This window comes from Nostoc sp. DSM 114161, assembly GCF_052692665.1.
This window is the reverse complement of the sequence record NZ_CP195141.1, coordinates 3,998,206-4,020,938: the sequence shown is the minus strand read 5'-3', so window position 1 is coordinate 4,020,938 and position 22,733 is coordinate 3,998,206. Positions and strand designations below refer to the sequence as shown.

The 22,733-nt window shown below is 39.8% G+C and carries 24 protein-coding genes and 1 tRNA gene; 11 read left to right on the top strand and 14 right to left on the bottom strand.

What is annotated here, in order from left to right:
• Positions 1 to 75 precede the first annotated feature (75 nt).
• The 3 genes from NSTC745_RS17475 to NSTC745_RS17465 form a co-directional block, all read right to left on the bottom strand.
• Positions 76 to 534, bottom strand: coding sequence for an AAA family ATPase (locus tag NSTC745_RS17475; protein WP_445638267.1), 459 nt, complete (start codon positions 532 to 534; stop codon positions 76 to 78).
• 114 nt (positions 535 to 648) lie between these two features.
• Positions 649 to 1,938 carry a glucose-1-phosphate adenylyltransferase gene (locus NSTC745_RS17470; protein ID WP_445638266.1) on the bottom strand — a complete coding sequence of 430 codons (1,290 nt, stop codon included), beginning with the start codon at positions 1,936 to 1,938 and terminating at the stop codon, positions 649 to 651.
• A gap of 323 nt (positions 1,939 to 2,261) precedes the next feature.
• The gene (locus NSTC745_RS17465) at positions 2,262 to 4,286 is read right to left on the bottom strand and encodes a pentapeptide repeat-containing protein (protein ID WP_445638265.1); all 2,025 of its coding nucleotides are present in this window, start codon (positions 4,284 to 4,286) and stop codon (positions 2,262 to 2,264) included.
• Positions 4,287 to 4,326: 40 nt separating this feature from the next.
• On the opposite strand from NSTC745_RS17465, the gene NSTC745_RS17460 reads away from it, so the two are divergent.
• Complete coding sequence (locus tag NSTC745_RS17460; protein WP_445638264.1) at positions 4,327 to 5,667, top strand: trypsin-like serine peptidase; 1,341 nt, start codon at positions 4,327 to 4,329, stop codon at positions 5,665 to 5,667.
• Between the two features lie 16 nt (positions 5,668 to 5,683).
• Here the strand turns inward: NSTC745_RS17460 and NSTC745_RS17455 are convergent, their stop codons facing one another.
• The gene (locus tag NSTC745_RS17455; protein ID WP_445638263.1) at positions 5,684 to 6,829 is read right to left on the bottom strand and encodes a caspase family protein; all 1,146 of its coding nucleotides are present in this window, start codon (positions 6,827 to 6,829) and stop codon (positions 5,684 to 5,686) included.
• Between the two features lie 146 nt (positions 6,830 to 6,975).
• On the opposite strand from NSTC745_RS17455, the gene NSTC745_RS17450 reads away from it, so the two are divergent.
• Entirely contained in the window at positions 6,976 to 7,344 is a 369-nt protein-coding gene (locus NSTC745_RS17450; RefSeq protein ID WP_445638262.1) for a CU044_2847 family protein, read from the top strand.
• A 40-nt stretch (positions 7,345 to 7,384) separates the two neighbouring features.
• Here NSTC745_RS17450 and NSTC745_RS17445 read toward each other — a convergent pair whose 3' ends face one another.
• The 3 genes from NSTC745_RS17445 to NSTC745_RS17435 form a co-directional block, all read right to left on the bottom strand.
• On the bottom strand, positions 7,385 to 7,687 hold the full coding sequence (locus tag NSTC745_RS17445) for a hypothetical protein (RefSeq protein WP_445638261.1): 303 nt from the start codon (positions 7,685 to 7,687) through the stop codon (positions 7,385 to 7,387).
• A gap of 114 nt (positions 7,688 to 7,801) precedes the next feature.
• Positions 7,802 to 9,529, bottom strand: a complete 1,728-nt coding sequence (locus NSTC745_RS17440; protein ID WP_445638260.1) for a S8 family peptidase — start codon at positions 9,527 to 9,529, stop codon at positions 7,802 to 7,804.
• Positions 9,530 to 9,786: 257 nt separating this feature from the next.
• Positions 9,787 to 9,969 (bottom strand): hypothetical protein, encoded by a 183-nt coding sequence (locus tag NSTC745_RS17435; RefSeq protein ID WP_445638259.1) that lies wholly within the window; start codon positions 9,967 to 9,969, stop codon positions 9,787 to 9,789.
• A 12-nt stretch (positions 9,970 to 9,981) separates the two neighbouring features.
• Here NSTC745_RS17435 and NSTC745_RS17430 point away from each other — a divergent pair, with 12 nt between their 5' ends.
• A complete protein-coding gene (locus NSTC745_RS17430; protein WP_445638258.1) occupies positions 9,982 to 11,439 on the top strand; it encodes a glycoside hydrolase family 13 protein in 1,458 nt (485 codons plus the stop codon).
• A 210-nt stretch (positions 11,440 to 11,649) separates the two neighbouring features.
• On the opposite strand, the gene NSTC745_RS17425 is transcribed toward NSTC745_RS17430, so the two are convergent.
• Positions 11,650 to 12,069, bottom strand: a complete 420-nt coding sequence (locus NSTC745_RS17425) for a fasciclin domain-containing protein (protein ID WP_445638257.1) — start codon at positions 12,067 to 12,069, stop codon at positions 11,650 to 11,652.
• Between the two features lie 151 nt (positions 12,070 to 12,220).
• Here NSTC745_RS17425 and NSTC745_RS17420 point away from each other — a divergent pair, with 151 nt between their 5' ends.
• The 4 genes from NSTC745_RS17420 (at position 12,221) to NSTC745_RS17405 (ending at position 13,763) form a co-directional block, all read left to right on the top strand.
• A complete protein-coding gene (locus NSTC745_RS17420) occupies positions 12,221 to 12,457 on the top strand; it encodes a DNA-directed RNA polymerase subunit omega (RefSeq protein WP_094351515.1) in 237 nt (78 codons plus the stop codon).
• 190 nt (positions 12,458 to 12,647) lie between these two features.
• Complete coding sequence (locus NSTC745_RS17415) at positions 12,648 to 13,166, top strand: hypothetical protein (protein ID WP_445638634.1); 519 nt, start codon at positions 12,648 to 12,650, stop codon at positions 13,164 to 13,166.
• Between the two features lie 62 nt (positions 13,167 to 13,228).
• Positions 13,229 to 13,594, top strand: a complete 366-nt coding sequence (locus NSTC745_RS17410) for a DUF1818 family protein (protein ID WP_445638256.1) — start codon at positions 13,229 to 13,231, stop codon at positions 13,592 to 13,594.
• A gap of 95 nt (positions 13,595 to 13,689) precedes the next feature.
• Positions 13,690 to 13,763: transfer RNA gene (locus NSTC745_RS17405), tRNA-Pro, on the top strand.
• A gap of 60 nt (positions 13,764 to 13,823) precedes the next feature.
• Here NSTC745_RS17405 and NSTC745_RS17400 read toward each other — a convergent pair.
• Positions 13,824 to 14,339 (bottom strand): hypothetical protein, encoded by a 516-nt coding sequence (locus NSTC745_RS17400; protein ID WP_445638255.1) that lies wholly within the window; start codon positions 14,337 to 14,339, stop codon positions 13,824 to 13,826.
• A 118-nt stretch (positions 14,340 to 14,457) separates the two neighbouring features.
• Between NSTC745_RS17400 and NSTC745_RS17395 the strand changes: the two genes are divergently transcribed.
• On the top strand, positions 14,458 to 14,751 hold the full coding sequence (locus NSTC745_RS17395) for a hypothetical protein (protein ID WP_445638254.1): 294 nt from the start codon (positions 14,458 to 14,460) through the stop codon (positions 14,749 to 14,751).
• 42 nt (positions 14,752 to 14,793) lie between these two features.
• Here the strand turns inward: NSTC745_RS17395 and NSTC745_RS17390 are convergent, their stop codons facing one another.
• Both NSTC745_RS17390 and NSTC745_RS17385 read right to left on the bottom strand, forming a co-directional pair.
• Positions 14,794 to 15,237, bottom strand: a complete 444-nt coding sequence (locus NSTC745_RS17390) for a type II toxin-antitoxin system VapC family toxin (RefSeq protein ID WP_445638253.1) — start codon at positions 15,235 to 15,237, stop codon at positions 14,794 to 14,796.
• Complete coding sequence (locus tag NSTC745_RS17385; protein WP_445638252.1) at positions 15,225 to 15,464, bottom strand: hypothetical protein; 240 nt, start codon at positions 15,462 to 15,464, stop codon at positions 15,225 to 15,227. The genes NSTC745_RS17390 and NSTC745_RS17385 overlap by 13 nt, the downstream gene beginning before the upstream one ends.
• Positions 15,465 to 15,794: 330 nt before the next feature.
• Between NSTC745_RS17385 and NSTC745_RS17380 the strand changes: the two genes are divergently transcribed.
• Positions 15,795 to 17,438 carry a metallophosphoesterase gene (locus NSTC745_RS17380; RefSeq protein WP_445638251.1) on the top strand — a complete coding sequence of 548 codons (1,644 nt, stop codon included), beginning with the start codon at positions 15,795 to 15,797 and terminating at the stop codon, positions 17,436 to 17,438.
• A gap of 75 nt (positions 17,439 to 17,513) precedes the next feature.
• Here the strand turns inward: NSTC745_RS17380 and NSTC745_RS17375 are convergent, their stop codons facing one another.
• Positions 17,514 to 18,179 carry an O-methyltransferase gene (locus NSTC745_RS17375; protein WP_445638250.1) on the bottom strand — a complete coding sequence of 222 codons (666 nt, stop codon included), beginning with the start codon at positions 18,177 to 18,179 and terminating at the stop codon, positions 17,514 to 17,516.
• 67 nt (positions 18,180 to 18,246) lie between these two features.
• Between NSTC745_RS17375 and NSTC745_RS17370 the strand changes: the two genes are divergently transcribed.
• The gene (locus NSTC745_RS17370) at positions 18,247 to 18,651 is read left to right on the top strand and encodes a hypothetical protein (RefSeq protein ID WP_445638249.1); all 405 of its coding nucleotides are present in this window, start codon (positions 18,247 to 18,249) and stop codon (positions 18,649 to 18,651) included.
• Positions 18,652 to 18,814: 163 nt separating this feature from the next.
• Here NSTC745_RS17370 and NSTC745_RS17365 read toward each other — a convergent pair whose 3' ends face one another.
• Positions 18,815 to 19,972: a hypothetical protein gene (locus NSTC745_RS17365; RefSeq protein ID WP_445638248.1), complete on the bottom strand. Its 1,158-nt coding sequence runs from the start codon at positions 19,970 to 19,972 to the stop codon at positions 18,815 to 18,817.
• A gap of 315 nt (positions 19,973 to 20,287) precedes the next feature.
• On the opposite strand from NSTC745_RS17365, the gene NSTC745_RS17360 reads away from it, so the two are divergent.
• A complete protein-coding gene (locus tag NSTC745_RS17360; RefSeq protein ID WP_445638247.1) occupies positions 20,288 to 21,061 on the top strand; it encodes a hypothetical protein in 774 nt (257 codons plus the stop codon).
• A gap of 127 nt (positions 21,062 to 21,188) precedes the next feature.
• Here the strand turns inward: NSTC745_RS17360 and tftA are convergent, their stop codons facing one another.
• A complete protein-coding gene (gene tftA, locus NSTC745_RS17355) occupies positions 21,189 to 22,538 on the bottom strand; it encodes a hormogonium tapered terminus morphoprotein TftA (RefSeq protein WP_445638246.1) in 1,350 nt (449 codons plus the stop codon).
• Positions 22,539 to 22,733: the final 195 nt, after the last annotated feature.

Sequence of the window (22,733 nt, the reverse complement as noted above, 5' to 3'; positions counted from 1 at the left end):
GAATAAATTTAATCTTTCCCCTTTTCCCCTTACCCCTTTCCCTTTCCCCATGCCCCATGCCCCATGCCCGGAATTTCAAAGAAAGCGAATCAGGTTGTCTAATCCTTCTTCTAGACTTGGCGGAGCATCCCGGAGTTGACGGTGCATTCGCAAGATAATTTCTTCTGGAACTTGGCGCGATCGCTTTTTATTGCGTGCCAAACACAGCCAAACTGGGATATTTACCCAAATTCCAGTAATGTGGGTAAAGCCAAAGCTACGGGCTAAACTAATCACCTCACGGCGATGGCGTCGTTGGGCGTTGGTGGCATCGAAAATTGCCGCCTTACCAGTGGAAATCGATTGTTGAAATTGCCGTTCCACTTCCTGCCAAATTAATAGCCACGATCCTTGAATAGCTTCACAACCAAATAGTTGCCCCCGGATGGCATCTGTAGAAATCAGCTGCATCTGGGGGCATTCTGCCACTAATTGTTTTGCCAGAGTTGACTTACCACTACCTGGAAGACCAATCAGCAACAATAGTTTAGTCATTTGTTCTTTGTCCTTTGTCCTTTGTTATTTGTCATTTGTTGGTTGTAATCAATGACTAATGACTAATACTTCGGCTCCGCTCAGTACAAGTGACTAATGACTAATGACTAATAACTAAATGATGGTTCCATCAGGAATTACAGCATTTTTTAGGACAACTACAATTCCACTGCGGATGTAGAAACCTTGATTTTCGCGATCGGCTTCTTGGACGTTATCTTTGTTGATAATTTTCACATCATGACCGATGCGGGCATTTTTATCGATGATGGCACCCCTAATGATTGTGTCAGTACCGATACCTACGGGAATGTCACCATTGACTAAGCTGCATTGGCGTTCCACAGAAGCTTGGTAAAAGTCTGCACCCATGAGCAAAGATTCTTCGATGATGCAGCCAGATTCAATACGCGATCGCACTCCCAAAACTGAATGTTGAATGCGACAATTTTTTAAGATGCAACCTTCGCCAATTATTGATTCTGTGATCTGGCAATCTAATAGTTTGCTCGGAGGTAGATATCGAGCGCGGGTATAAATTGGCGCTTCTTCATCGTAGAAACTAAAAGGTGGCTGGGGTTGCCGAGTCAGTGTTAAGTTTGCGTGATAAAATGCCTCGATTGTTCCAATATCTTCCCAGTAGTCATCAAATAGATAAGCTTGAACGTTGTAATCCTTAGAGGCATCAGGAATAATTTCTTTACCGAAATCAGTCCTTTCTGTACCCTCTCTTAATAACTTGAACAAAACATCTTTTTTGAAGACATAAATCCCCATCGAGGCGATGTAAGGCTGTTGCTTTGCTTGTTCTTTTGTTAATCCCAGTACGCTTGTATCAACTTGCATTTGGGTTAACGCTTCGCCTTTCGGTTTTTCGCTAAAATCGATGACTCTACCAGAATCGTCAATTTTCATCAAACCAAAATCTGAGGCGCGGCGCTCGTCAATGGGGATGACTGAGAGAGTAATATCGGCCCCGGTTTCTCTATGGCGCTGGATAAACTGGCGATAATCCATACGGTAGAGGTGATCGCCTGAGAGGATCAAATATTCGTCTACATCCCATTCTTCCATTAACCACAGATACTGACGCACCGCATCGGCTGTACCTTGGAACCAGTTGGGGTTTTCTGGTGTTTGTTGTGCGGCTAGCACTTCCACAAACCCTTCGTTGAAACCAGTAAAGTTGTAGGTACGGGCAATGTGACGATTCAGGGAAGCTGAGTTAAATTGTGTCAGAACGTAAATTTTGAATATTTGGGAATTTATGCAGTTACTGACAGGGATATCGATTAAGCGGTATTTCCCCGCCACTGGTACTGCTGGTTTGGCGCGAAGTTTGGTTAGCGGATAAAGCCGAGTCCCCGCGCCACCACCAAGTATGATTGATAAAACTTTTTTCACAAAATTTCTCCCAGCTGCCTTTCAACTCTCATCTTCAGTTTAGGACTGTATGTAGCCGCTGATAAGGGGGGATCGGAGAATCTCAGGGATGAATTTTAAAAAATGTTGCTTATGCTCAATGATATAATTAACTACTAAAAATAAAAATGAAAGTGTTAATTAATACTAATAAACATTTCCTCTTAGCTACGCTAATATCACAACTACAAAGTTATTAGCTTTTTTTACAAATCATTAATAAGTAACTTTTGAGACATAGTAATTGTTATATAATGAAAGTTTATTAGATAACTAAGGGTTATTTATGCTTTTTAGCCTGCTGCTTAGATTTCTCCTGGTGAAGTTTCCGTTTTTGCTGTTCTAAGTTGGGAGTATGCTTGTTGAATACCTGTGGCGATCGCACTCTCTGGTATTAGATTAGCGATTTCCTGTCCTTGTTGTAGAAGAAACTGTTTAAAAAATGGGTCGTTTTTAGCTTCATTGAGAATCACCTGCTGAATTAGTTCAGCTTGTTGGTTGGTAGAAATAGCAACATTTTGACTTTGAAATTGCTCTAACAAGCTTTGAGCTAAAGTCGTCGCTTCAGCTAAATTGCTACCATTAGCTACAAAACTGCGAATCTTACTAGCAGCTTCGTCATAATTAATTTCACCAGAACCTGCAAGGTTTGTAATTGTGCTACCAACAATAAAAAAACTATTACCGAAAGGTCTTTTGTTTAAAGCTTCTGCTTGATTTTCTGCAATACCGAGAAGCCTATTAAGTTGCTGGTCTTTGACAGCCATCAAAGTTTTAAGATCGTCATAAATTAGATTGAATCGTTGTTCAATCTCTCGCCGGGGAATTCCTTCTCTGTATGTTACTTTCACAACCCAAAGGTCGCCGCGTTGTTCGACGCCTTTCAATTCTAATCCTAAACCGTCATCATCTAATTGTAATTTCCGGAAAGCAAAGCTGAGAGCTTGCAAGTTAATGCCTTCTTTAAAAACTAATTCCACTACTTCTTCTACTTTTTGAAAAAGAGCTTCAAATTCTCCTTTTTCAAAGTTGCGGCCAACAGGATATTTATCTGTAGACTCTCCTTTATCATCTAATTTGCGGTAGATATATTCGCATTCAACTCCAGCAAAACAAGTCTGGGAATTAATACTCCAATCTTCGATACAAATTCCTGTCAAATTAGCACCAGTAAAATTCACTCCTGTAACTTGAGCGCGTAGCAAAATACTTCGACGCAAATCAGCACCTTGTAAATCTGCGCCATTGAAATTAGTTTCTATTAAAATAAAATCTCTCATATCTACATCTCGTAAATATGCACCTTGCAAATTTATTCTGCTAAAGTTCGTATATTCACATTTTTCATCGGTGAGTATGAGTAGCTTTTGTACTTTATAATTAGTTAAATCTAAATATTTATTATCAAGCCTAGCTCTATCTAAACCAGTAACTTCCTTGAAACAAGTATGGTAAAATTTACGCGCTCTTAAGTCGCTATTTGCTAACTGAGAACCAGTCAAATCAACATTACTCAAATCTAAGTTATAGAACGATGTACCGCCCCAAGAAGCGACTGCGATCGCCCAATCTCGTAAAAAATCTAAATGGTTGCGATGTTTATCATTAAAATTTGTTGCAATTAGGCTAACAATGATTGTGCAAAAGCCTAAAGCTATACCACCACTTAGAGAAATACTCCTGACTAAAAAACTATCTTCTTCTGCTTTATTTTCTAACCATTGAAATTGATATGCTGCCACAGCAATAATTATTGACGAAAACAAGATAACGAAAATTCCCAACCCTCGAAGTAAATATTTATCGCGATAAGATAAAGTTGAGCTTAAAGCAAAAGCAAAGCTACCTGCCAACAGACTAATCGTTACAAAGAACATTCCAAATGTAGTGGCAACTAAGTTTTGAATACTGCGATCGATAACTGGTGGAATACCTTGTTCTATAGCTGGCAACAAATTAAAATTTACTAACAATGCTGTTATAAACAAAGTTATCATAAAACTTATAAATGCTATTTTTAAACCTTCAGCAATACCTCTGCGTATAGTAGTAATTATCCAAAGGGTCACTACCACAATCATCCAAATTAGTTCTATCCAACCATCAGCTTGTATACTTATGTTAAAAAAAACATTTGCACCAAAAAATCCAGATACAATACCTGATGTTAAATAGAGAATATTTATAAATAAAAGTAGCCAAGCTTTCACTAATAGTGGTTGACCAGCAATTACACCACGTAATTCCGATTGCAAAGATTCTTGAGAGAAACGCCAACCTCGGATATTTTGTCCGGGTTGGATAGGTCGGGATAAACGATGAGACTGCATTCTAATCCACCAAGTAATTTTCGGATTTTACAAAACTTTTATGAGCATTAATATAACTCAGTCTCGTAGCAAAATATTATATAATTGGTTTCTGCCTACCAGGCTTTTTAAAAAGAGACTCAAGGTAAGTTCCATACCTATTAACAATGAGCAAAAACAATTACTTGAGTCTATCGACCCCGGAGATTTAGTAGAAATTATCAACTCGCGTTTTGATGTTAACCCGACATCGCGGATTAATGCAGTTTTTGGAAATCCAGATTTTTTACCATTTTCTTTTTTAGAGCTAGGAGTAAGAAGAGGCGCTGCGGTATGCCGAATAGTTCGGAATTTCTCTGAACCATTCAGGCAAGAAATAGTCAATATAGTTAGTGAGTTTGAACAAGAACTTAAAAATAATAATCAAGATATTTTAACTAAGCAAGAAATAGAAGAAATATTTTCAATGTCAGAAAAAGAACAAGATTTTGGCGATGATTTTTTTCCTAATCTTGCTGGAGCATCTCCTTCAAATATGCTTCAAGACCCAGAACGTTTTAAGAAACTGTTACCAATTCCAATTGGAACAGGATTTTTAGTTGGAAATAGTTACTTAATTACCAATCATCATGTAATTCCAGATCGGGAAATATGTCATGAGATTATAGCCGAATTTGGATACGATCAAGATGGTCTTGGAAGAAAAATTCCGCCGATAGGATATAAACTTGACACCAATCTAGAAACAGGTTTTTTTGAAACTAATGAAAATTTAGATTACACCTTGGTTAAGTTGCAAAATCAACCTGTAGATCCAGACTTTTCTATTTTAGGTCGAGCAGGCGATCGCTTTGGCTGGATTACCTTAGACGAAAACCCAACAAGGATTGCACCGCCTGTAGATGAAACAAAAATCGAAAATTTGAAACTCGCTGGTTTCGATATTAAAATTCCTCAAAGTAAATCTTTGGAAGGAGAACCCGTCAATATTATTCAACATCCAAAAGGAAAGCGTAAACAAGTTATTCTTTCTAGTAATCGAGTTACTGAAATTTACAAACAATTTATTCGGTATCAAGCTGATGCAGATTTTAGTTCATCGGGTAGCCCAGTTTTTAATCAACAATGGCAATTAGTAGCGTTACATCATGCAGCAGTAGCAGATATAAATGACAGTAAAACAATGTTTGAAATAACAGCAGAAGAAGGTGTGAGAACTTGTGAAATAGTCAAGGATTTAAAAGCAAAAACAGAGCAATATAAGGCCGATCCGGATTTGAGTGTCCAACAGAAATCAGAGCCAAGGTCGAAAAAGATTCAGACTTTCCTTGATATCTTTGTTGACACAGTAGAGAAAAAGGCTGAGACCAATTATACATATCCAGTACCAACTTCTACCTAAATTAATCTCCAATAATTCAACATCCTAAATTATTGATTTCTTCCTCATAACTGGCGATTTTTTGTCGCAATTTTTCCTGTTCATTTTTGGCACTTCTACGTAATTTTGGGTCGCTTGTCAGTCTTTCTTGTTGTTCATACTCTTCTAATAATTCCAGTGATTCGCTGAGATGATTGCGGAGGCTTTGACATCGCTGCTGATTACTTAATTGGTTAAGCGATGGAGATGGCAAACTAGAAGAATTAACGGTTATATTGCGAATTTGGTTAGGAGCTTCTTTGTAGTTAATCGAGCCACTACCAGCAAAGCTTCCAATAGAATTACCAGACATGTTAAAAGAGTTATTAATTACTGGTTGGTCTGATTGGGGTGTAGAATTTGGAGGCTGACTGATTTCAGGATAGCTAATTAAAGTAATCGAACGTCCCCAACCCATGCGAATCGGTTCTTGTACAGAACCTCTAAGTTCATCGCTGATAAAATCAAATAAGCGATCGCTGCTAATTCTTCTACTATTACCTGCATTCTCAGGCGCTAGTCCCTTGAGAACTGCACCTGTGAAAATGCTATATTCTTCACTCTTAATTACTGCCGCACGTTCAAAGCCACGACAAGCTGTAATTAAATAATAATCTCTTTGGGAACTGAAAGCGGTAAGAGTTTGTTCTACCAACTGTCTTTCCAAAAAATAGCCAGCATGACAACAATCGAGTAGCACTACCAAACTACTCAATTGCGAATCTCGAATTAATTGATTGAGACTGTCGAGGGAAATACTAGATTTTTGTTCCACAATTTGGTTTTCTGCAACTTCAATCTGAGAATCAGAAGTTGCCAAATATCCTTTTTTTTGTCCCAAGCGATCGCAAGTTATAAAACCGTGTCCGCTAAAATAAATTAGCGCTTCATTATTAGCAGCTTGCTCTAGTAAAAAAGTTCTCAAATCTTCGCCAAGTTGAGCGCCAGTAACTTTTTGCGCTCCTATTTCAAAACCGTTTTTATCCTTATTCCAACGCTGGGGTAGCCTTTGTACAGACTGGAAATCACCATATTGCTCTAGAAGTTGCGCTATAGCCTCAGCATCATTTGTAGCTTTCGACAAACGCGGTAATGATGGGCTGAGATAATCGGCGATGCCAATAACAAGCGCGTATCGTGCCATTTAATACACCTTGGGTTAGTAAATACTGGATAATCTTGACAGACACAAATGATAGCTGTGTTACTAGAAACAATACGATATGTTATTTTTTCGCAAACAGCCTGGAATATTTCAGACACGATACAAAAATTTAATTGAGGTAGCCCATGTCAGAAGTACAGCAACTATTTTTCCAAGCAGACGGGGAAATTAAGGAGATTGAAATTAACGTCACAGCCACCGAAATAACTCAGGAAATTGAGGAGGATGATGGCATAGAATACAAGGATATCCGAACAGATGCGATCGCTCGAATGCAACAAGCTCGGCAAATGATTCGCTCTTATACTATTTATGCTCTTAGTGCTTTTAAAGACTTCAATACTGCTGAGATTGAAGAGGTAAGACTTAAATTTGGCATTAAGTTGGGTGGTAAAGCAGGCATACCTTACATTACTGAAGGTTCAGCTGAAAGTAATCTGGAAATCGAAGTGAAGTGTAAGTTTCCAGAAAAACAAAAACCTGATTCACAGTAACAGTAAAAAAATATCTGCGCGGTGTAGGTTTAAGTAATGCCTATTGAACGCCCAATCTCCCAATACCTATTCTCCTATTAACCAAACTTAATTGCTGCGATCGCTTCAAATACTTCACCCAAGGTTGCTCTGATAATTGAGAGATGGCATTGGGTGAGAGTGTTGCCGTAAAAATATCTTTACCGCTGGTAACACCACTAACGCCGAAATTTTGTAAAACAGCAGTTGCATTAGAGTCTAAAATTGGTTCGGTATGGATAAAAACCTCCAAGCTCGGTTTTTCTGAATCTCGAACATCATTCAACGCTGTAGCAAGGGCGGCGTCTATCTTCTGATAATTCATAAACAATTCCTTGTTAAACAGGGTAGGCAATTTTTACCTACCCTAACTTATCAAATTTATAGTTTGTTATCGCCTATCCTTGTACAGAAATAATATCCACCTCGCTCAATCTAATTATAGATTTAAAGCATTAATCACTCCATAACCCCATTTCTCATCGAATGTACCTGCGGGTTTTCCGGGAATGGCGCTATTTTTACGTAGCAAATCTTTCAAAGTAGCGGGATCGAGTTGGGGGTCGCGTTGTAAGAGTAATGCAACTAAACCAGTGACGAAAGGTGTTGCCATACTCGTACCAGCCATTGCGACAAACTTAGAATTAATCATTGACGAACGGGCAGAATTAGCATCGGCAGAAAGTGTAGAAACAATCATTGCTCCCGGTGCTGCTATATCGGGCTTTTGGGCATCATTGCGTAAAGGGCCTTCACTGCTGAATTCGGAAATCGTATCCAAATCTAAGCCCATTTCTCGTACTTGGTTATCAATATCTGTATACTCAGCTTTGGTAGTATAAGCTGCAACTGTAATGGCACTACTAGCGGCTCCTGGGGAACCAATTTTTACTGCATCCTTGATGCTTTTACCTGTAAAAAATACTGATGACATATCGTCTAACGTCCACACATCCACACGTGTGTCAGTTCCAGAAGTATTGCGTAGGCGTAATTGCCAAATACCTCCCATTACTTGGGAAGGGCCGATACCGCGTATTTGGACAAAGAAGTTGCGATCGCCATTAGCTTGGTCTGGCCCTGGTGTCACAATTTCCACCCGTGCATCGGGTAACTGATATTCCTGGGTAGGATTACCGTCAGTAATGATTTTTTGGAACGGAGTAACAAAATCGTTGGGACTCCGCACCGACACTTCCAACTCACTATCTTTGGAATACCAACCATTTAACCAAACTATGCCTACTTGATTCAAAGGAACATTAAAGCGCATACCACGGGTACGATCGCTGGGTATGGTTGCTTGGCCGTGAATATTGATGCTGCCTTCGTTACCCGCAGCACAGCAAACAATTCTGCCAGGGCCGGTTTCGGCGTCAATTACCTTTGATAAAGAATCGCTACCGTCATGGGCATCGGCGTGTCCCCCCAAGCTGAGATTGACAACCGCTGGGCGTCCCAACTGTCTGGCGACTCGGAAAATGTAACGAACGGCATCGGCAATGTGGGCATCCTGTAAATCTGACCTGACTACAACTAATTCCGCCTCTGGGGCTACACCGCTATAGGTAGCATCCGCACCAGCAGCGATTCCGGCAACGTGGGTGCCATGTCCGTCGGTATCCTGAGAAATTGTCAGCTGCGCCCCTGTAAATTCAGCCCCGTAGCCCCCTTCTGCTACTCCTGGGCCTGGGAGTGTTTGATCCCAAATATATAAAATTCTGCCAGCAAAAGCTGGGTGTTTCGGGTCAATGCCACTATCTATAATGCCGACAATTACACCCTTGCCAGTAAGCCCACTTTCGTTTTTAAACTCCGGCAGTTTGACTTTTCCGGGTGCAACGTCCATCCGGAGGTGAAGTTTGCGTGATGGTTTGATACGTTGGATTGTATCTTCTTCAGATAAGACCTCTAAAGCATTTATTGGTAAGAAAGCTGTGCGGACGCTGCCGGAATTTTGATTGACTTCAATATTATATTGCGATAAATAACTCAAGTCTGCATCAGAGTCGCAGTAGATAAAAACAACGCTTTTAGTTGGTTTGACTGTGGTTTTATGGGCAATAATTCCAAGCGATCGCTTATGTGTAACTAAGGCTTGTTCCCCTTCGTTTTGATAATCCTGAAAGGCCAAAAGTAATCCGGGAGAAAGTTTGTCGTGTCTCATTTTTGCCTCAAATGTAATTAGTTAGGAGTTGGGAGTTAGGAGTTGAGAGTTAGGAGTGGGGAGTTAGGAGTTAAGATGTTTTGAATCATAGCTTCCTTTTTTAGTACTTTGATTGAATGGAACTTGATATAATTCATAATCTATATAACTCATCCAGTAATTTTTTCAGTCATTACGGATAAATTTAGTTTAAACAATATTAAAATTTATTAAAAAATGAAATAAAGTTAATAATTACTAATTTGGGTAGCAAGTTTTTATAAAAAAGTACTTAATACTGAATAATATTTCCCTAGAAAAGCCAGCCAGATTCTGAATAAATAATAAAAAATGCGAATCAATTTTCCCATGCCCCATGCCCCATGCCCAACACCCAATTTTCTATCATAAGTAGGAGCCACAAAGAAGCTAATATCTGCAAGGATCGCTTCTGAAGCCACTGAGAGTAATTCATGCAAATTCAAACACCAGACTGGGTGAAGCACGCTGTTTTCTACCAAATCTTTCCAGACCGCTTTGCTAGAAGTAAAAAGCCACGCAAACGCCTGTTGCATGAAGCCCGTTGGGAAGATTGGGACGCAATGCCAACACTGCAAGGTTATAAAGGCGGGGATTTATGGGGCATCATGGAAGGTTTAGACTATATCAAGGATCTGGGCATTAACGCCATTTACTTTACACCTATTTTTCAATCTGCCAGCAATCACCGCTATCATACCCACGATTATTATCAAGTTGACCCGATGCTGGGGGGCAACGAAGCTTTTAAAGAATTACTAGACGCTGCCCACCAACGAGATATCAAAGTTGTTCTGGATGGAGTTTTTAACCATTCCAGCCGGGGATTTTTCTTTTTCCATGACGTTTTAGAGAACGGGCCACATTCCCCGTGGGTAAATTGGTTCAAAATCGAAGGCTGGCCTCTTTCAGCTTACAACGGCGACTTTCCTGCTAACTACGTGGGTTGGGCAGGAAATCGCGCTTTACCAGAATTTAACCACGACAATCCAGAAGTGCGGGAATACATTATGGAAATTGCCGAATATTGGATTAAATTCGGCATCGATGGCTGGCGATTGGATGTACCATTTGAAATTAAAACCCCTGGTTTTTGGCAAGAGTTCCGCGATCGCGTCAAAGCCATCAATCCTGAAGCTTACATTGTCGGCGAAGTCTGGGGAGATTCCCGTGAGTGGTTGGATGGCACGCAATTTGACGGAGTGATGAATTATTTGTTTGCCGGGCCGACAATTGCCTTTGCGGCTGGCGATCGCGTAGTCTTAGATCAAGTGCAAAGCCGCGACTATAAACCTTATCCACCCTTATTTGCTGCCGAGTACGCCACCAAAATCCAAGAATTACTCGAACTTTATCCTTGGGAAATTCAGCTGACTCAACTCAATTTGCTAGCAAGTCACGATACAGCCCGATTGATGACCATTGCCGGTGGTGACATACCCAGCATAGAATTATCAACTCTACTGCTACTCACATTTCCCGGCGCTTCCAGTATCTACTATGGCGATGAAGTTGGCTTACCTGGCGCCATAGACCCAGACTCACGCCGTGGTTTTCCCTTAGAGAGTAACTGGAACCGAGAAATTTTCGATACTCACCGCCAATTAATTGCCCTCCGCCACACTTACCCAGCATTGCGTACAGGTGATTACCAAGTTCTTTACGCTCAAGGAGCACTTTACATCTTTGCGCGAACTTTAGAGAAAGAAGAATTGATAATTGCCGTCAACGCTGGGACAAGTCCGGTAACAGCAACTGTAGATATCGCCAGTTTGCAAACTCAACCGAACAAACTCTTATATGGTAGTGCTGAATTTGAGTGGAATAGTGAAGGAGAAACTCACCAGTTGTCATTAACTATTCCTGAACGTAGCGGTTGTATTTTGGGCTAGGGACTGGGGCAGGGGAGGCAGGGGAAAAGGTTAAAGGGAAAAGGGAAAAGGAATAAATTTAATCTTTCCCCTTTTCCCCTTATACCAATTCACTAAAATTTTGAAACAGATCCAAATCCAGAAAACCTTGTAAAATATGGATTTCTTAATTTTGAATTTTGAATTTTGAATTTTGAATTTTGAATTGGTATTACCCCTTACCCTTTCCCCTTACTTCCCTGCCACCATTGCAGGCATCAACACCGCATCAATAATATGGATGACGCCATTGTCTGCCAAAATGTCTGTTTTGATGACATTGGCGCCATTGACCTGAATTTTGCCGTTGACAGATTCGATAGCTACAATTGACCCTTCAAGGGTCTCTGCTTCATTAATTTGTACCAAGTCATCAGATCTGACATCTCCACTAGCGACATGATACGCCACAATTTTCTTCAGCTTGGGAATGTCTTGTAGTAAAGAATCTAAAGTTCCCTCTGGCAAATTGGCAAAAGCTTCGTCAGTGGGTGCAAAGATTGTCAGAGAACCAGGACTTTTGAGAGTTTCTATGAGGTCTACAGCTTTAACAGCCTTTATTAGTGTATTGAAATTTCCTGCTGCGATCGCAGTTTCCACAAGATCGGACATGAGGGTGCGTCAGTTAATACTACAAGTTACTTATAAAGTGACTAAAATACTCTTAGCCTCTATCAACAGAAAGGTTGCTCGCGGTTAAACAGACAGTAGCAGACTGATTTAGTGCTGTTACACTGGAGAATGTCCCCAAGAACCACTAATTATGCTAAAGCGTTCTAAGTTCGAGACAACACAGTCTCAAATTATGCACCGTGCTGAGGATTTGATCAGTGCAGCCTCAAATCGTTACCGCATTACGGTTCAGGTGGCGAATCGTGCCAAGCGTCGGCGTTATGAAGATTTTGAAAGTAATGAAGATGCAATGATGAAGCCAGTGCTAAGGGCAATTATCGAAATGTCCGATGAATTGACTCAGCCAGAAATTATTGGCGAACTATAAAATATAGTGCTGAGTGAAGTAGAGACGCGATTAATCGCGTCTGTACAATAGTTCTGAATTCTGATTCAGCCAAATTCATACTTGCACTCAGCAACGCCCAAAATCTTATTTTATGAAAAAGAGAAAATTTCTTTTGAAATCAGTTCTTTCAAAACTTAAAACTCAGTACTCACCAATACTATTTGCGTTAATGGTGGGTTTAATTATTTTGGGTTCCACTTTATTTACTAACCAACCTGGGATAGGACAGACAATCACTCCCAGCGATGTTTGGCAGATAGTTTACCAGAAATTGCCAGATTTTCCACGGGAAAATAAGTATATCAACAAAGAAAATGGCAAAGTTGCTGAAAACAATACCCTAGCAACTCGGTTGATTAGGTATCATGTCTACACCAAAGGGCGTCCCCCAGTTTATCGATTGGATTGGAAACTAACTTTAGCTGATTACCTGGGTGCTAATGAAGTTATGTATGATAGTAGCTATCCAGGAAATGATACACTGCGGGAAAATCCCATAGAAGGCGATAAAGCTGCGATCGCTCGTCTCACTCGCAGCCAACGAAATGCCTTAGTAGAAGTTTTAGTCAGTATATTTAATCCTAATTCCCAAAACACATCAGCCCCTCGCCCCAACTCAACAGCCAACCCCAGCACATCAACAACTCCACAACCACCCCAAGGTGGAGGCGCACAATTACTTAAATAATGCCAGAGTAAATTAATAACTCCTCACTCTTGTACAGACAAGGGTTAATCGCGTCTCTAATTATGGAACGTGTTATCAAAAGCGGTTCCGGTTGGCGTATTGGCTGGAACCCAGATGCACCTGAATTTAAAGGTTTAATAGGTACTGATGACTGGGCAATTGAGTTAACCGAAGCCGAGTTGAATGATTTTTGTCGTCTACTGGCACAGCTAGCAGACACCATGAAGCAACTCGCAACAGAATTAATGGAAGAAGAGAAAATCGCCTGTGAAGCTGAAAGCGATTTATTATGGATGGAGGTAGAAGGCTATCCCCACGCCTACAGCCTGCGTTTCATTTTGAATGCAGGGCGAGGTGTAGAAGGTAAATGGGATGCTTGTGCTGTTGGAGATTTACTGCAAGCCAGCGGAATGCTCAAAGTTTTTTAAAGCTAATATCTAGACTTTTATTTGTCTTCATGCTAGAATAGCGAAAGTGAATAAACGGATTCAAGGTTTAAAATCTAAAATCCAAAACTAATTCACGGGGCGTAGCGCAGCTTGGTAGCGCGCCACTTTGGGGTAGTGGAGGTCGTGGGTTCAAATCCCGCCGCTCCGATTGATAATATAGGATACCTGCTAGTCTTTTCAAGAGGTTAGCAGGTTTTTTAAGTCAAGTCTATTCCAAAGCTTCACTACAAATAATAATCGGAATTGGCTCAGACAGTGTAGGCAAACTATTATTTAGCCATCCTTGCATGTTATGTTGATGGTAAATTTGCACCAATTGATTGAATAATTCCTGACCTATAAAACCATTACGTCGCAGTATATTTAACTCTCGATTAATTACTTGATTTATAGAACCGCGAAACGCCTTTTCTATAATATTGACTTCACTTTTTACTTTTTCGTCTGTAATGAATTGAAAAAACCTTCTCAGTTCGCGGAGAATATAACGTTGTCCCTGAGTCAAACGCTGGTTAAATTCCCTTTCTGCTTGCCGATGCTTTACTTCTTCTGCAAATTGAAATTTAACATGCATCACGGTATAATTATGCCCTTTGAAAACTGTTAAGGTGGGAGTAGTACAGTCAGCTTTAATTGCACCCAAGATGCGAGGGATATCCCTAAAAACTATATTTCCTTCATTGTCTAATAAAAACAACTGCTGATAGCCTTTGATATACTGCAAAATGGGCTGCTGCTGATGAGTCGAGAATGCAGTTTATTTGGTCTACTAATTTTTGATTGCGGTTATCTATAATATCATGTGTGGGCATAAGTTCTATAACTAGTAGTTGAATAAAATTATGAGCGATTTAGAACGTATAGAAAAACTCGTTGAGTCTAACGCTAAAGCAATTCAAGCATTGACAGAGCGAACCAATGAATTCATTCAATCTAACGCTAGAGCAATTCAAGCATTGACTGATTTATCTAGTAGCATTTTACCGAGACTAGATGAGATGCAACGGCAAATAGTTAATACACAACGCCAAATGATTGATAATCAAAGAAGAATTGATGATAATACGGCAGACATTAGAGAGTTAACGCTGGAAAATCAGAGAATTTTGAAATATCTGGAATCTTTGGAAAAATAATTTTACTCAGGTGCATTAAATTTATTTAACACACCATATCCTTCAAGATGCTAAAACTTCGCTAAGGATAATAACTGGTAAGCTGGGGACATTGCGAAAGCCTTTATCGTTGGTTAGAAATTGGTTGCAATTAACAGACAACGCTGTAGCTACATGAATAGCATCGGGTGTTTTCAGGTTAGTAGTGGCCCGGAGATTTGCAGCTTGTCTTAGTACAGATTTGCTGATAGGAACTAGTTGCATATTTTCCGACAACAGCAGTTCTTCGTAAGCATTGAGTAAAAATGTATCATTATTTCTCAAAGCAAGAACTAAAGCTTCCATCAATATGAGTTCACTACTAATAATTTGAATTTCTCCTGTCTGAAACTTTAACCATAGTGGTAGGAGCAGTGAATAATATTCGGGGTTCCACTCCACGCTATAAATCACTACTGGTGTGTCTATATAGATAACGCCAGAAGAGGAAATTATTAGCTGTCCCATGAATTCCGCTCCTCTTGCAGCTGTCTATCTATTTCTTCAGCACTTTTTGGTGTGCGTTTAGCGTGGACTTCTTCTATAATTTCTATTGCAGAACGCTGTTTTACTTTAGGTTTTTCTGGCAAAATAATGAATACATCAACGTTGTCACCAATCTCGGCTTGTGGAAGTTCTATTTCTATTTTGTTTCCTGGTAAAACTTTAGTTGTGATGCGTAAAGCTGCTTGCATGGTTTTTTAACCTTATATAGTTAGGACATTTTCTTTACCATTGTTAGGGTTAACCCTATTGAGTTTAATTCTAGATCGTTACCTTTGGCTAAAGGGCGAAGTTTGCATATTAAAAAGCTGAAACTACAGGGTTTATCGAAGATAAGTTTTAAACCTACTCCCCAAAAAAGCTAATAATAAAATTGCATTCAGTCGGTGAATACCCTATAAAAATTTGGTATGTTACTCATGCTCAAACGCATAGATAGCCGTAAAATCTCCTCAGTGGCTATGCTTTTGCTTGTTATATGCTTTACTCTAGTAAGCGTGCATTCATGTAGGCAAACAGATATGATATCAGCACCTTATCTGCTGACCGATCCATTTTTGCAGCTGCCAACTGAAAATTCAGTGCGAGTAGTTTGGTTTACCGAGTTTGCTGGTACTCAACACACAGTGTCCTACGGTGAAAATCTCAAACAAACTGCTAAGGCAGATACTATCAAACTCAGTCGCACGCGTGAAGACCAAAAATCAAGGGTTGGAAACCAAACCCAAGACAACCAAGTTTATCAAAAACCTGTTGGACGTGACATTTGGCGACATGAAGCTGAGGTAACTGGGTTAACCTCTGGTGTACGGGTAAACTATCGCGTTACAAGTGTGCGGGAAGATGGCGAAGCTGTTAGCAGTGATGTTTTTACTCTTGCAGCTACTCCAAAACCCGGTACGCCACTCAAAATTTTGCTTACCTCAGACCATCAATTAAAACCGATGACATCTGCAAATCTGCAAAAGGTAGTAGAAACGGTTGGACGAGTTGATGGGGTATGGTTTGCTGGCGATCTGGTGAATGTTCCCGATCGCGCCTCGGAATGGTTTGATGATAATAGCGGTGGTGCGCTGTTTCCCGGTTTGCAAGGTCGTGCTAAATACGAAATGACCCACGACGGTGTTAAGACAACCTACACTGGTGGGCAAATAATTCAACATGCACCCATGTTTACTTGCATTGGTAATCATGAAGTGATGGGACGATTTGCTAGAACTGGCAGTTTAAATGATGAGTTTGATGATACCATTCCTCAGGCGATCGCCCAAAAATTGTATCCTGGCAAATCTGCGATCGATAATTCTTTTAATACTGTTACCTACGAAGAAATTTTCACTCTACCGACAAGTCAAGAGGGTGGAAAAAAATATTACGCAGTTACCTTTGGAGATGTACGTCTCGTAGTATTATACATTACGAATATGTGGCGTCCTCCCAGTTTAGATGGAAAGCGTAAGGGTAGATATCAAGAAGCAGAAAAAGATTTCAATAATTCAGAAAATTGGGGTTATGGACAGGTCATTTATGAGCAAATTGCTAAAGGTTCCAAGCAGTATAATTGGCTAGAAGCAGAACTCAACAGCCCTGAGTTTAAACAAGCAAAATACAAAGTTGTGATGTTTCATCATCCGCCTCATACTCTGGGTGATAATATAGTTCCTGCTTATACAGAACCAGTACAAATAATTGAGCGAGATGGTGGCAATATTAAGGCTGTGCGTTACGAGTATCCCAAAGGTGCAGATTATATCATCCGAGATGTTGTGTCTTTGCTAGAAAAAGCTAATGTGCAATTAGTATTTTATGGACATTCCCATTTATGGAATCGCTTTGTTAGTGCTAGGGGAATGCACTTTTTAGAAACATCTAATGTTGGTAATACTTATGGTGCGGCTTGGGGTGAAAGAAAGCGAGAAGTGCCAATTGGCTATCAAGAAGAGTATGTTAAACTTGGCGATCCCAATGGTTTAGAACCGATTATACCAACAATCGCTCCTTTGTTAGGTGAAGATGCTAAACCGATGCCTTATATTGCTAGTAACGATCTGACAGTTTTTAGTATCTTTGACACAGCAACAGGTACGATCGCTAGTTATCGTTTTGATACTCGCAAGCCTGATTCAAAGGTAGTAAAGTTTGATGAATTAGTTATTAGTCATTAGTTATTAGTCATTAGTCATTAGTCATAAAAACCAATGACTAATGACAATCAAATAAAGTAAGTATATCCAAATGCACTAACGTCGTTTAAGTGCTAAAGTAAGTCCATCTGCGATGGGGACAAGAGAAAGAATTACGCGTTCGTCATGGTGTAACTTTTCGTTCAGCGCCCTGATTGCTTGGGTACTTTCATCTTGAAATTGTGGGTCAGCAACGCGTCCCGACCACAAAACATTATCAATAGCAATTAATCCGCCTGGACGTATTAATTGTAGCGATCGCTCGTAATATCCTTCATAATTTTCTTTATCAGCATCGATAAAGGCAAAATCAAATGTCTCGGCTTGGCCAGTTGCTAACAATCGATCTAAAGTTTCCAAGGCTGGTGCTAAGTGCAAATCGATTTTATCGGCAACTCCAGCTTCTTGCCAATACCGTCTGGCGATCGCAGTAAATTCTTCACTCACATCAGCCGCGATAATCTTACCATCATCTGGTAGCGCCAAAGCTACAGAAAGTGAGCTATAACCCGTAAACACTCCAACTTCCAGGGTTTTCTTCGCTCCGATTAACTGCACCAAAAGCCTCATAAATTGCCCTTGTTCTGGCGAAATCTGCATTGTGCCATTGGGGTGGTTCGCGGTTTCTTGACGCAGCTTCCAAAGAATTTCTGGTTCTCGCAGCGAAACGGATAAAAGATAATTGTATAGTTGGTTATCAAGACCTATAGACTGTTTTGGCATGGTAGATGAGAAAATTTAGGGAATCTACAGTTATACTATCGCTGATTAGGGGTTTATTAGGATTAATATGGTGCGGCTTTTAACAGTAATATTGTTAATTCTATTGACGGCTTGTGGCAGTATTGGATTGGTACCGACTAGCGAGTTAGTGCAAAAAGCGATCGCATTTGAGTTAGAACAAGCTCAACAAAAGCTTAGCCAGCAGTTGGATCTAGATTTTCAAGGATTTGAAATCAAGCGGCTATCAATTAGCCAAGAACAACCCCTAACTATTGAAAATTTACCAGCTTTCCGCGTCCAAGGAACCTATGATTTAATTGTTAAGTTACCAAAACGACGTTTAACACAACCAAAAAAACCTTTTAATCTTTACTTGCAAATTCAGCAAGAAGGTAAAACTTGGCGATTGCTGCTTCCAGATAAAGATAGTAAAGATACTCAACCAATTTGGCGTAGTTATCTCATCCAATAACAAAGCACGTCGCATCTTTGCCCAAGATTAATAAGTCTTGTTGATTAGAGGAGATTAACTTGGGCAAAATGTTTTTATATCTTAGAAACAAAAGAAGAAATATGTGCCAATAATCAAAAATCCCAAGATATTATTTACTCTCTCTCGATGACGATTAATAGTCTTAAGATAAGCTCGGCTGGTCAGTTTTTTTGCCTCGACGTACTAAGTTATAAAGTAAAGCCAAGCGAATAACAGCAGTCACAGTCATAGCTGCTCTCAAAAATATTTTTCCAAACAATCCTTTATTCTTGATACCCCAACCAATGGGATAGTAGAAAAATGTAGCCCAACAGAAGGCAAGTGTAAGTCTTTTGATTAAAATAGATCCTGAAAAGCAAGCAATTGGAACAATCCACAAAAAGAATTGCGGAGAATAAAAGACTGAGAATGTCATGAAGCCCACTAGTGCTATTAGAAAAGCATTAATTAAAGATTCAAATGTTTTTGGCTTTTTCAATACTGGGAGCAAAGATGACGAAATTTGTAAAAGCGTGGGTAATTTAGGAAAAACAGCAACAAGCCAATTTAAGTAAAATACATCGTATGTGCTTTCACCATTCAATTGCCGCGCAGCATGAAAAGAATAGGGAACCAAAAGACCTTTTAAACCCGCATAAAGAAATACTATCAGGTTACCCAAAACAAAGGGAGACAAAGAAACTATAGTAGCCTTGATAACGCCTTTAATACCTTGTTTGTAAAAGATAAAAATAAGGTAAGAAGGCAGTAAAAATAGAGCATATCCTTTCAAGGCTATTGTTATTCCCAGCCAAAACGATCCTTTTGTATATTTTTCATCGCGAATTGCCAATAGAGCAAGCAGTGTTGTCAAGGATGTGTAGATGTCAAACCTAAATATGGCAAAGTAAACTGCGGCTGGAGTTAACCAAAGCCAAATAGAGTTTTTTGATACTTGAGTTAATGTTACATATATAGCAACAAGATAGATTAACCAGCTAATAGATGCCCAAATAAATGAAAAACTTTCTAAATCGGATGAAAAGGGATGAGTCGCTTCAGCTACGAATCGACTAAACCCAAAAATCAAGTTTGCTAGTAAAGTATATTGAGAAAAAATATTTTCATATAGTATTCCTTCTCCAACAACCCATCGACTTGAACGAAAGTAAACATCAATATCATAAAGATCTATTAATTTAAGTCCAAAGAGTTTGTTGTGGAACAAGAAATTCCACAATAAGTACATTACAGTTATACTGATGATACTAAAGGCGAAAAGTATATATGCTAGCCTTTTTTTAGAAGTATTATTTTGCAATAGCCTCATTTTAGTTAGTATGCCTATTAAGTTAATCTTTATCGAACAAAAAAGCTAAATAGCTTCTTGAATCTCAACTTTCAATAATTTAATAAATTTCAGGTTTTAGCCGTTTAAAACTCAAAACGCTATACAGCCATAATTGATAAATATTTATTTTAAGTATCTAATTTCAGATTACAAACATAAAAATTTTTGAAGTTTGAATTTTCTACAGTGGTATATGTGCTACTAGAAAAACTATCACAAGCATTCGGTATAAAAGCTACAGCATAGGGACGATGGAGATAATAGTTTCATCGGACACAATGCAAAATGTATATTAACTTTTTTATCAGTTCCATTACTAGCATTGCGGTTGTAGTGCTAGCCACTTTTGGGTTACTCCAATGGTTGCACATACCTGCTGGTAACTTTCTGGACTGGGTGATTGGTGGTACAAGTTTTTGGTGGCTGTTGGTAATTGTTACGGTACCGTGGAATGTGCATTTTCAAGCTAAAGAAGTTTTAGCAGAAGCAGCACAATCTAGTGAAAAAGGAATTCCAGTCGATGAAAAACAAGTAAAGTATATCACGGTTTTGGCACAGCGATCGCTCTGGGTTGCCATTGCTTTGCACTTACTCTCAGCTGTTGGTCTTTATACTCTTGCTGTCACTGGTATTAGTACAGTTGGATATGTCAGTTCTGGTGCAGCTTTATTGTTAACAATTCTGCGTCCAGCGATTCGAGCTTACGAGTATTTATATGCACGGTTAGCGATGATTCGCCAAGAATTGAAGTATCCCCGTGAAGATATTTTTGAACTCCAGGGTCGCTTTGCTAATTTAGAACAAAAAGTGCAATCTTTAGAGGAGCAACTTAACCCAGAACAACCCTCTTCATTGCCAGCAACTCAACAACGTTTTGCCGAAGAAACCCGCAGAGATTTAGCGCGGATTGCGGCGAATTTAGAAGAATTACGCGCCATAAATCATACAGAACACGAGCGTTTAGGAAGAGAAGCGAGAAATGCGATCGCGCAACTTTCCACTGATGGACAATTTCTCGACCATGTACGTGAAATTATCCGATTTTTTAAATCTGCTTAATTTTTAAATATAGAACAATATGCTTGGTGTTAGCACCAAAAATCCTTTAATAGTAGGGTGCGTTGTCGCACAGCGTAACGCACCATCTTCTATTTAGGGTAATTTTATGGAATTTATGAAAATAAACTTAAAGAAGTCCTGCTGACTCATACAATCTTTTAAGCATTGCTGTAATTCTTGCACCATAATCTAAATCAGCTGACCAGCGTCCTGATAGTTGGTCAATTAATGGTGCAATTCCTCGCGTCACAAAGCGAAACCTGGGATCTACTACTTCCTGTACCAAAGGCTCTAAACTAGCGTAAGCTTTTAAATGTTGGATGTGTGCCCGGACTCCAATTCTGGCACTGGGAAAAGATGCTGCCTCCGAACCGCCACCAATAGTACCTAAACCAGCAAAGTTATTTTGTTCGGGTTTAATATCACCGCCAAACCTTAAAAAGCCCGTTTCTATACACATTTGGCAAAAGGCAATATCATAATTTACTCCTTCTATACCTGCTTCTTCTCGATAAAGTTTTGAGATATCAGGAAACTTTACCAAAGCATTTTCATTATTATTTCTGAGGAATAATTGTAACTGGACTTCTGAAGTATTACCGTTTGACATTACTCGGTCTAATTTACCAGCACAAACGATTAAATTCGAGCGCAAGCTGACAGTACGAGTTGCAGCATCCCAGCCAACTGCAACATTAAAATCCCGGAGTTCGATCGCTTTGACATAAACTATTTTCCGATAAGTAATTCGATTGACATTCGGCGCTTTTGATAAATCTATTCGCAGACGGTCTACTAAATCAATGGGAATGTAGGCATTACCATTAACTAAAATTCCTTGTTCTGAATAATTTTGTCCGTTAATATTAATATTAATTGGTGCATAAGTAGGTTCTGTGGGAGTTCCAGTAGGATCGATTACACGACTCCAAGACGCCAATCCGTCAGCAATTCCCAAAGCAAAATCGCGGCGACGAGTTTGCAGCAAAGCCCGATCTTCTGGACTGCTGAGAAATCCCACTTGCATTAACAAAGCTGGAAGTGTTGTCTGGCGACAGAATGCCAAACTACCCAATCCACTATTTGTATCTGGCTTAACTCCGCGATTTGGTAATTGGGGTACGCGGCGCAACAAAGCCACTAGTAATTGTTCGGCATTGGTTTTGCGCTCAGTATTATTGGTAATGTAAAAAACACTAGCACCACGTACAGAAGGACTGCTAGCTGCATCAGATTGAATTTCTAGCGCCACATCACCCCGGCGTCCGCGGGAATTGATCCAGCTGATAGTTTGAGCCGCACTCAAATCATCGGGAACTGCTAAAATTTCAAAATTCCGCGCCCGCAGTTCCGTGACAATCAAATCCCGCAGCAGAATCATTTCTTTAGCTTCAGTTGTACCACCAGCGATCGCACCCGGATCGATTCCTCCCGCTTCTTTGCCTCCGTGAGCCGCCGAGATAAAAATACGTCCCATCTTTCAGTATTTCCTCTGTTAAAATTAAGCGTTAGCAATTTTAGACATAATTGGTGGCTTTGCAACAACAATATAATAGCTATCAGAAGTCGAAAGTCATTTGTCCTTTGTTATTTCTCCAAAGTTGATGGCAAGGGACTGACGAGATGGGGAGGTAGGGAGGTGGGGAGGTGGGGAGAAAGTAATTCTTCTTTC

Coding starts and splice junctions, on each gene's coding strand:
- NSTC745_RS17475 (WP_445638267.1), bottom strand. CDS start 534: ATGACTAAACTATTGTTGCTGATTGGTCTTCCAGGTAGTGGTAAGTCA.
- NSTC745_RS17465 (WP_445638265.1), bottom strand. CDS start 4,286: ATGCAGTCTCATCGTTTATCCCGACCTATCCAACCCGGACAAAATATC.
- NSTC745_RS17460 (WP_445638264.1), top strand. CDS start 4,327: ATGAGCATTAATATAACTCAGTCTCGTAGCAAAATATTATATAATTGG.
- NSTC745_RS17455 (WP_445638263.1), bottom strand. CDS start 6,829: ATGGCACGATACGCGCTTGTTATTGGCATCGCCGATTATCTCAGCCCA.
- NSTC745_RS17450 (WP_445638262.1), top strand. CDS start 6,976: ATGTCAGAAGTACAGCAACTATTTTTCCAAGCAGACGGGGAAATTAAG.
- NSTC745_RS17445 (WP_445638261.1), bottom strand. CDS start 7,687: ATGAATTATCAGAAGATAGACGCCGCCCTTGCTACAGCGTTGAATGAT.
- NSTC745_RS17440 (WP_445638260.1), bottom strand. CDS start 9,529: ATGAGACACGACAAACTTTCTCCCGGATTACTTTTGGCCTTTCAGGAT.
- NSTC745_RS17430 (WP_445638258.1), top strand. CDS start 9,982: ATGCAAATTCAAACACCAGACTGGGTGAAGCACGCTGTTTTCTACCAA.
- NSTC745_RS17425 (WP_445638257.1), bottom strand. CDS start 12,069: ATGTCCGATCTTGTGGAAACTGCGATCGCAGCAGGAAATTTCAATACA.
- NSTC745_RS17420 (WP_094351515.1), top strand. CDS start 12,221: ATGCTAAAGCGTTCTAAGTTCGAGACAACACAGTCTCAAATTATGCAC.
- NSTC745_RS17415 (WP_445638634.1), top strand. CDS start 12,648: ATGGTGGGTTTAATTATTTTGGGTTCCACTTTATTTACTAACCAACCT.
- NSTC745_RS17410 (WP_445638256.1), top strand. CDS start 13,229: ATGGAACGTGTTATCAAAAGCGGTTCCGGTTGGCGTATTGGCTGGAAC.
- NSTC745_RS17395 (WP_445638254.1), top strand. CDS start 14,458: ATGAGCGATTTAGAACGTATAGAAAAACTCGTTGAGTCTAACGCTAAA.
- NSTC745_RS17390 (WP_445638253.1), bottom strand. CDS start 15,237: ATGGGACAGCTAATAATTTCCTCTTCTGGCGTTATCTATATAGACACA.
- NSTC745_RS17385 (WP_445638252.1), bottom strand. CDS start 15,464: ATGCAAGCAGCTTTACGCATCACAACTAAAGTTTTACCAGGAAACAAA.
- NSTC745_RS17380 (WP_445638251.1), top strand. CDS start 15,795: ATGATATCAGCACCTTATCTGCTGACCGATCCATTTTTGCAGCTGCCA.
- NSTC745_RS17375 (WP_445638250.1), bottom strand. CDS start 18,179: ATGCCAAAACAGTCTATAGGTCTTGATAACCAACTATACAATTATCTT.
- NSTC745_RS17370 (WP_445638249.1), top strand. CDS start 18,247: ATGGTGCGGCTTTTAACAGTAATATTGTTAATTCTATTGACGGCTTGT.
- NSTC745_RS17360 (WP_445638247.1), top strand. CDS start 20,288: ATGTATATTAACTTTTTTATCAGTTCCATTACTAGCATTGCGGTTGTA.
- tftA (WP_445638246.1), bottom strand. CDS start 22,538: ATGGGACGTATTTTTATCTCGGCGGCTCACGGAGGCAAAGAAGCGGGA.